The sequence below is a fragment of the Pseudorhodoplanes sp. genome (assembly GCF_035565855.1).
GTDB lineage: Bacteria > Pseudomonadota > Alphaproteobacteria > Rhizobiales > Xanthobacteraceae > Pseudorhodoplanes.
Genome location: NZ_DATMRX010000213.1, coordinates 1 through 6,872, shown reverse-complemented (window position 1 = coordinate 6,872; position 6,872 = coordinate 1). Strand labels below are relative to the sequence as shown.

Genomic DNA, 6,872 nt, shown 5'->3' with positions numbered 1-6,872 from the left:
CAGCGGCAATTCGCTGACGCATGTAAAGCCATGCGACAGCAACAGCCGCATGGTGCCGCGCGCGACCGTGAGCGCGGTCTGCGATTGCCGGCCGTCGACCGGAAGCTCGGAGATGCGGCGGATCAGCTCGCTCATTCGGCGGCGACCCTTGCCTGCTGCCGCGATGGATGATCGGGGAACGCCCGCTCCAGCGCCTCGCGCGACGCCGCGATGACACCGCGTTCGGTGATCAGGCCGGTGACGAGGCGTGCCGGCGTGACATCGAAGGCGTGGTTTGCGACCGGCGAGCCGTCCGGCACGATCGTGATGCTTTCCACCGCGCCGCTTGTCGTGCGGCCGGTCATGGTCGTGACTTCAGCGGCGCTGCGCTGCTCGATGGGAATCTCGGCAATGCCGTCGCTGAGTGAAAAGTCGAGCGTGGGTGACGGCAGCGCCACGTAAAACGGTACGCCGTTATCCTTGGCCGCCAGCGCTTTCAAATAGGTGCCGATCTTGTTGCAGACGTCGCCATGGCCGGTGGTGCGGTCGGTGCCGACGATCACCATGTCGACCTGACCGTGCTGCATCAGATGCCCGCCGGCATTATCCGCGATCACAGTGTGCGGCACGCCATGCTGGCCAAGCTCGAACGCGGTCAGCAACGCACCCTGGTTTCGCGGCCGCGTCTCGTCGACAAAGACGTGGACCGGAATGCCCCGGTCGTGCGCGAGATAGATCGGCGCGGTCGCGGTGCCGAGATCGACCGTGGCAAGCCAGCCGGCATTGCAATGGGTGAGGATGTTGACGGGCGCACCATCACGCTTGCGCGCCGCGATCGCCTCGATCAGTGGCAAGGCGTTGCGGCCGATTGCCTGATTGATGGCGACATCCTCATCGCAGATGGCAGCGGCCCGGCGATAGGCCGCATCCGCGCGCTGCGCGGGCGGGAGAGGACGCACGTCGGCGGATACCGCATCGAGCGCCCATTTCAGATTGACCGCCGTCGGGCGCGCCGCAAGCAGCGTCCCGTAAGCGCTGGCCAGAGCGGCGTCGGAGCCATCCTCGCGGAGCGCGAGCGCCAGCCCATAGGCCGCGACGGCTCCGATCAACGGCGCGCCGCGGGTCTGCATGCTGGCGATGGCGTGCGTCGCATCGGTCGCGCTGCGCAAGGTCACGCGCTCGACGCGCCACGGCAACACGGTCTGGTCGAAAATCCCAACGGACCAGCCATCCGGCTCGAGCCAGATGCTGCGCGTCTCGATGCCGCCGATCCTCATGTGAGCCAGATAACGCCGTTCCGGCGGCCATAAAAGCAAAATCGAAAGGCCGCCAAAAGCCGCGGATTCACGCCTTCGGCCGGCTTTCGCTCGACACGGCTTGAGGCGGCCCGCGCGGATGCGCGTCGTACAAAGCATCCATGCACAGCCGCACAGTCGCTTGATCCGGCGGTTTCGCTGACGCAATCTCCGGCGAATTTTGGGGCGTACAGGAGTTCCGTGAGATGGCGATCGACAACAGCGCCGCCTACAACAACCGCGCGGCTGTCGCGGATTTCCCGAATATCGTCGCACAATGGCAGCGCGATGCCGCCGCCTATCGCGAGAAGATGGCGCGCGAAGGCCGTGCCGAGCTGGATGTCCGGTTCGGTCCGAGCGAGCGGCAATACATGGACCTGTTCACCTCGAAGGACCCCGATGCGCCGGTCGCCCTTTTCATCCACGGCGGCTATTGGCGCGCCATGAGCCCGAAGGAGCACAGCCATCTCGCGCAGGGCCTGACCGGCAACGGCGTCACCGTCGCGGTCGCAGGTTATGACCTCACGCCGCAGGTTTCGATTGCGCAGATCATCGAGCAGATGCGTGAGGCCACACTGTTTCTGTGGAAGCGCTATGGCAAGCGCATCATGGTCTATGGTCATTCGGCGGGCGGGCATCTCGCCGCCTGCATGCTCGCGACCGACTGGGAAAAGCACGGTGCGCCGGCGGATCTCGTTCCCGCAGCCTATGCCATTTCCGGCGTGTTCGATCTTGCCGGGCTGATCAACACCGACATGAATGTCGACTTCAAGCTCGACGAGACATCGGCCCGCGAAAGCTCGCCGCTGTTCTGGCCGGCGCCGAAGGGCCGCATCCTCGACGTCGTGGTGGGCGGCGCCGAATTGCCCGAATTCATCCGCCTGTCGCATGTCATGGCGGACAGCTGGGGCGCTGCGGGCGTTGAGACGCGCTATGAGGCGGTGCCGGGCATGCACCATTTCAACGTGGTGGCCCCGCTGGCCGATCCGCTCAGCGCCATGACCCGGCGGGTCGTCGAATTGAGCGAGCTGACCCGGTAATGAAACGGCGCCGCACGATGTCCGGTCTGCGTCAGAACCAGTAGCGGTACGCATAGACCCCGGTCAGCGTGGCTCCGATCAGGGTCACCACATAGCGCATCACCTCGCGCGGCGCGTAGCGGGCAATCCGCGCGCCGATCACCGAGCCGATCAATGCGCCACACATCATGGTCAACGCCGCGGGCCAGTTGACGCTGCCCTGCACCGCGTAGACGAAGGCCGCGACCGTTCCGTTCAGCGCGGCGACCAGGTTTTTCGTCGCATTGGCCGGACGATATTCACCCGACGTTGCGAGTTGCAGCACGGCCACCAGCAACACGCCAAGCCCCGCGCCGAAATAACCGCCATAAACGGAGACCGGCAGCAGCATCGGGATCGAGGTCAGCTTGATCTCGGGCTCGCGCCCGTGTTTCGCAAGCGAGCGAGCGCGCAAGGCCGCGCTGATGCGTTCGCCATAGGCGAACAGGATGGTCGCAAACCCGATCAGCAGCGGCACCAGGATTTCGAAGACCCGGTTCGAGGTCAGCATCAGCAGCGCCGCCCCGATTCCCGCGCCGATCACCGACGCGAGGATCAGCCCGACAAACCCGCGATCGACCGGCGGCAATTGCGTACGGTCGGACAAGGCCGCCACCAGACTTCCCGGCGTCAGCGCGGTGATATTCGTCGCGATGGCCGAGATCGGGGTCAGGCCAACGGCGAGGAGCGTTGGAAAGGTGATCAGCGCGGCGCCGCCGGCAAGGCTCGCGATCGTGCCGCCGACCAAACCGGCTATCCCCAGCAATGCCGTCGATGTGAAATCCATTTCCCCCGGCCCGCACGCAAGACCGACATGCCTGCAAAGAGGCGCGCGCAGATGAATCGCGCAAGGCGGTCCGCTGGCATTCCTCTAAAGACGCGGATGCCCGGCACAAGGCCGGGCACCACAAGTGAGCTATGCGTTTGCCGTTCGCGACGGCGATCAGAAGAAGGCCTGGATCCCGGTCTGGGCGCGGCCGAGGATCAGCGCATGAATGTCGTGCGTGCCCTCGTAGGTGTTGACCGTTTCCAGATTGACGAGGTGCCGCATCACATGGAACTCGTCGGCAATGCCGTTGCCGCCGTGCATGTCACGGGCCATGCGGGCGATGTCCAGCGCCTTGCCGCAATTGTTGCGCTTCATCAGCGAAATCGCTGGCGGCGCTGCGCGGCCCTGTTCGATCAGACGGCCGAGCCGCAGCGCACCTTGCAGGCCGAGGGTGATCTCGGTCTGCATGTCGGCGAGCTTCTTCTGGATCAGCTGATTGGCGGCGAGCGGCCGGCCGAACTGCTTGCGGTCGAGGGTATATTGGCGCGCCGCATGCCAGCAGAATTCTGCGGCGCCCATGGCGCCCCAGGCGATGCCGTAGCGGGCATTGTTGAGGCAGCCGAAGGGTCCGGCGAGCCCCGACACGTTGGGCAGCAAGGCGTCCTCGGGCACGAAGGCGTTGTCGAGCACGATTTCGCCGGTCACGGACGCGCGCAGCGACAGCTTGCCTTCGATCTTTGGGGTGGAGAATCCTTCCGTTCCCCGCTCCACGATAAAGCCTCGGATCTTGCCGTCGAGCTTCGCCCAGACGACAGCGATATCGGCGATGGGAGAGTTGGAGATCCACATCTTGGCGCCGGTCAGCCGATAGCCGTTCGGCACCTTCTCGGCGCGCGTCACCATCGAGCCGGGGTCCGAGCCGTGATCCGGCTCGGTCAGCCCGAAGCAGCCGACCATCTCACCCGAGGCAAGCTTGGGCAGGTATTTCTTCTTCTGCGCCTCGGTGCCGTAGGCGTAGATCGGATACATGACGAGCGACGATTGCACCGACAGCGTCGACCGGTAACCGGAATCGACGCGCTCGATTTCGCGGGTGATTAATCCATAGGCAACGTAGCCGAGGCCCGCCCCGCCATATTCTTCGGGGATGGTCGGGCCAAGCAGGCCCAGGGCGCCCATTTCGGGCAACAGCTCGCGGTCGACCTTTTCGTCGCGGTAGGCCTCAAGGACCCGCGGCATCAGTTTGTCCTGTGAATAGCCGCGCGCGGTGTCGCGGACCATTCGCTCTTCCTCGGTCAGCTCCCCTTCCAGATCGAGCGGATCTTCCCAGTTGAAATGCGCGTCCTTGATCGATCCCGGACGCTGTACGTTGAGCTTTTCTGCGGCCTGACTCATCTGTGCTCTCCCTGCAGGAGCCAATCTGCCCGCTAACGGTCAGATATTTACCGTAAATGCAACACTAACGAACTGAATGCTGGGCACCTTGGTTAGACCCGATGACCGCATAAGTTGTGTGGGCTAACATTCTGTTCGGATTCGACGCTTAAGATGCGGTTTTCCGGGGGCGGAGACTTTTCATCGTGTCTCGAAAGACCAGTTTTTTACACCAAGGCTTTTTTTCCCATAGACATAAGGCTCAGCAGCTCGGCGGCGCCAGCCTGCTGGCTCTTGTCGTCCTGGGATGTCCCCCCAGCGCCAAGGCGCAGCCGTTTTTCATCCAGGAAGAGCCCGTCGTCCAACGGGTCCACCGGGTTCCCGAGCGGCTCGAACCGCGCAACCGTATCGTACCGAAGGCGAAACGCCCGGCTCCGCGGCAGGTGGCACGCCAGCCCGAACCGGTCAAGGAAGGCCCCCCGCCTCCCGGACCGCACATGCTGATCGTGTCGGTCCACTCGCAGAAGGTGTCGTTCTACGCCGACGGGAAGCTCGTTTCGCAATCGCCGGTATCGACCGGGATGGCCAGTCATCCCACGCCGCACGGCGTATTCAGCATCATCCAGCGCAACCGGCATCACCGCTCCAACATCTATAGCGGCGCGCCGATGCCCTATATGCAGCGGCTGACCTGGTCGGGCATTGCCCTGCATCAGGGTGCCCTGCCCGGCCATCCGGCGTCGCATGGTTGCATCCGGTTGCCCGAGCATTACGCGAATTATCTGTGGCGCACCCTCAAGATGAACACCCGCGTCATCGTATCCCGCGAGGACACAGCGCCGTTCGAGATCACCCATGCCTTGCTGTTCCAGCCGAAAACGCCGGACGCAACCGTGGAGACGGTGCCCGAATTGCGCAAGACGCTGGACACCACGGTGCCGGTTCTCGTTCGCACCGCCAGTTCCTCGATCGTCGCCAATGACGGCGCCGGCGAGCGGGTCGAAGGCGAAGAGGCCAGAGCCTCCGAAGCCCCGGCGCCTGTGATGCGCGATCTGACATCGTCGGTCCAACAGTCAAACGTCAAGGACGAAGCCAAAGACGACGCCGCGACAACCGTCGTGACGCAAGAGACCGCGTCACCATCCAGCGCTCCGGCGCAGCCGGAGCTTGCCGGCGCAAAGCAGATCGAGCCGGAAGCGACGGGTTCGGTCCTGCGGCCAGACGTCATTCCGGAGCCGATCCTGGCGAGCTTCGTTCAAACGCTCGACGCCAAGCAGAAAAAGGCCGCGCCGAAAGGCACCGTGTCCGTCTTCATCAGCAAGAAGGAAAAGCGGCTTTACGTCCGTCAGCATTTCATTCCGCTGTTCAGCGCCCCGGTGTCGTTCAAGGACGACAAGGCGAATTTCGGAACGCATGTCTTCACTGCGCTGGCAAAGAACGGCAACGACCGGGACGTGCGCTGGATCGCCGTGTCGATGCCGCCGGAATTGCCGAAGGTGGAGAAGCCCAGGACCCGCATCGAGTACGACCGCAGGGGCCGGCCCATCGAAGTCCCCGTCAAGCCTGTTGGCAAGGCGCCTGCGCCACTGCCCAGTCTCAGCGCGTCAGCCGTGCTCGATCGCATCGAGATCGCGCCTGAGGTGGCGGACCGCATCTCCGAATATGTCACGCCGGGCGCGTCGCTGATCGTGTCGGATCATGGTCTCGGTCATGAGACCGGGCTCTATACCGACTTCATTGTGGTGACGCGGTAGCGATTTGCGGTTGAGGCGGCACCGCATCGCCCGTGTCTTGTCATGCCCCTCTTGTCATGCCCCGCAAAAGCGGGGCATCCAGTAAACGCTGAAGCTGTTGTGTTTACTGGATCGACCGCTTTCGCGGGCGATGACAGCGAGAGAGCGGCAGCTTCCATGAAAACTGAACGTACTTTAACCGCTGCGACGATCGCAGCGGACAAAATCGCAATTGGCTTCACACACCGAGATAGCGGTGCTGAATCTCGGGCTGCGCGCCGAGCTCCTCCGAGGTCCCGCTCCACACCGTGCGGCCGCGCTCGATCATGTAATGGCGGTCGGCGATCGCAATCAGCGCGGCGACGTTCTTGTCGATGACGAGAATCGATTGGCCGGCCTGCTTCAATCGCGTCAGGCATTGCCAGATTTCCTGACGGATCAGCGGCGCAAGTCCTTCGGTCGCTTCATCGAGAATGAGCAGGCGCGGATTGGTCATCAGCGCGCGACCGACCGCGAGCATCTGCTGTTCGCCGCCCGACAGAAGATTGCCCATCTGGTTGGCGCGTTCCGCCAGCCGCGGAAAAAGCTCGATCACCTTCTCGTAGGTCCAGGGATCGGACGAGCCGGAGCTGTTGGCAGCGGTCGCAATGAGGTTCTCGCGCAC

General features: G+C 63.9%; 7 protein-coding genes. 2 read left to right on the top strand and 5 right to left on the bottom strand.

What is annotated here, in order from left to right; all coding sequences use genetic code 11:
* Together VN004_RS11945 and mtnA are read right to left on the bottom strand one after the other, a co-directional pair.
* The coding region (locus VN004_RS11945; RefSeq protein WP_325610246.1) for an MmcB family DNA repair protein at positions 1-135 on the bottom strand (135 nt) is incomplete at its 3' end.
* Positions 132-1,256: an S-methyl-5-thioribose-1-phosphate isomerase gene (gene mtnA / locus VN004_RS11940; protein WP_325610244.1), complete on the bottom strand. Its 1,125-nt coding sequence runs from the start codon at positions 1,254-1,256 to the stop codon at positions 132-134. The genes mtnA and VN004_RS11945, both read right to left, overlap by 4 nt.
* Before the next feature lie 224 nt (positions 1,257-1,480).
* Between mtnA and VN004_RS11935 the strand changes: the two genes are divergently transcribed.
* Positions 1,481-2,314 (top strand): alpha/beta hydrolase, encoded by an 834-nt coding sequence (locus VN004_RS11935; protein WP_325610242.1) that lies wholly within the window; start codon positions 1,481-1,483, stop codon positions 2,312-2,314.
* A gap of 31 nt (positions 2,315-2,345) precedes the next feature.
* On the opposite strand, the gene VN004_RS11930 is transcribed toward VN004_RS11935, so the two are convergent.
* Together VN004_RS11930 and VN004_RS11925 are read right to left on the bottom strand one after the other, a co-directional pair.
* Complete coding sequence (locus tag VN004_RS11930) at positions 2,346-3,119, bottom strand: sulfite exporter TauE/SafE family protein (RefSeq protein WP_325610241.1); 774 nt, start codon at positions 3,117-3,119, stop codon at positions 2,346-2,348.
* 156 nt (positions 3,120-3,275) lie between these two features.
* A complete protein-coding gene (locus VN004_RS11925; protein ID WP_325610240.1) occupies positions 3,276-4,496 on the bottom strand; it encodes an acyl-CoA dehydrogenase in 1,221 nt (406 codons plus the stop codon).
* Between the two features lie 476 nt (positions 4,497-4,972).
* Between VN004_RS11925 and VN004_RS11920 the strand changes: the two genes are divergently transcribed.
* Positions 4,973-6,229, top strand: a complete 1,257-nt coding sequence (locus tag VN004_RS11920) for a L,D-transpeptidase family protein (protein WP_414710283.1) — start codon at positions 4,973-4,975, stop codon at positions 6,227-6,229.
* A 217-nt stretch (positions 6,230-6,446) separates the two neighbouring features.
* Here VN004_RS11920 and VN004_RS11915 read toward each other — a convergent pair.
* On the bottom strand, positions 6,447-6,872 hold a 426-nt coding region (locus VN004_RS11915; RefSeq protein WP_325610236.1), incomplete at its 5' end, for an ABC transporter ATP-binding protein.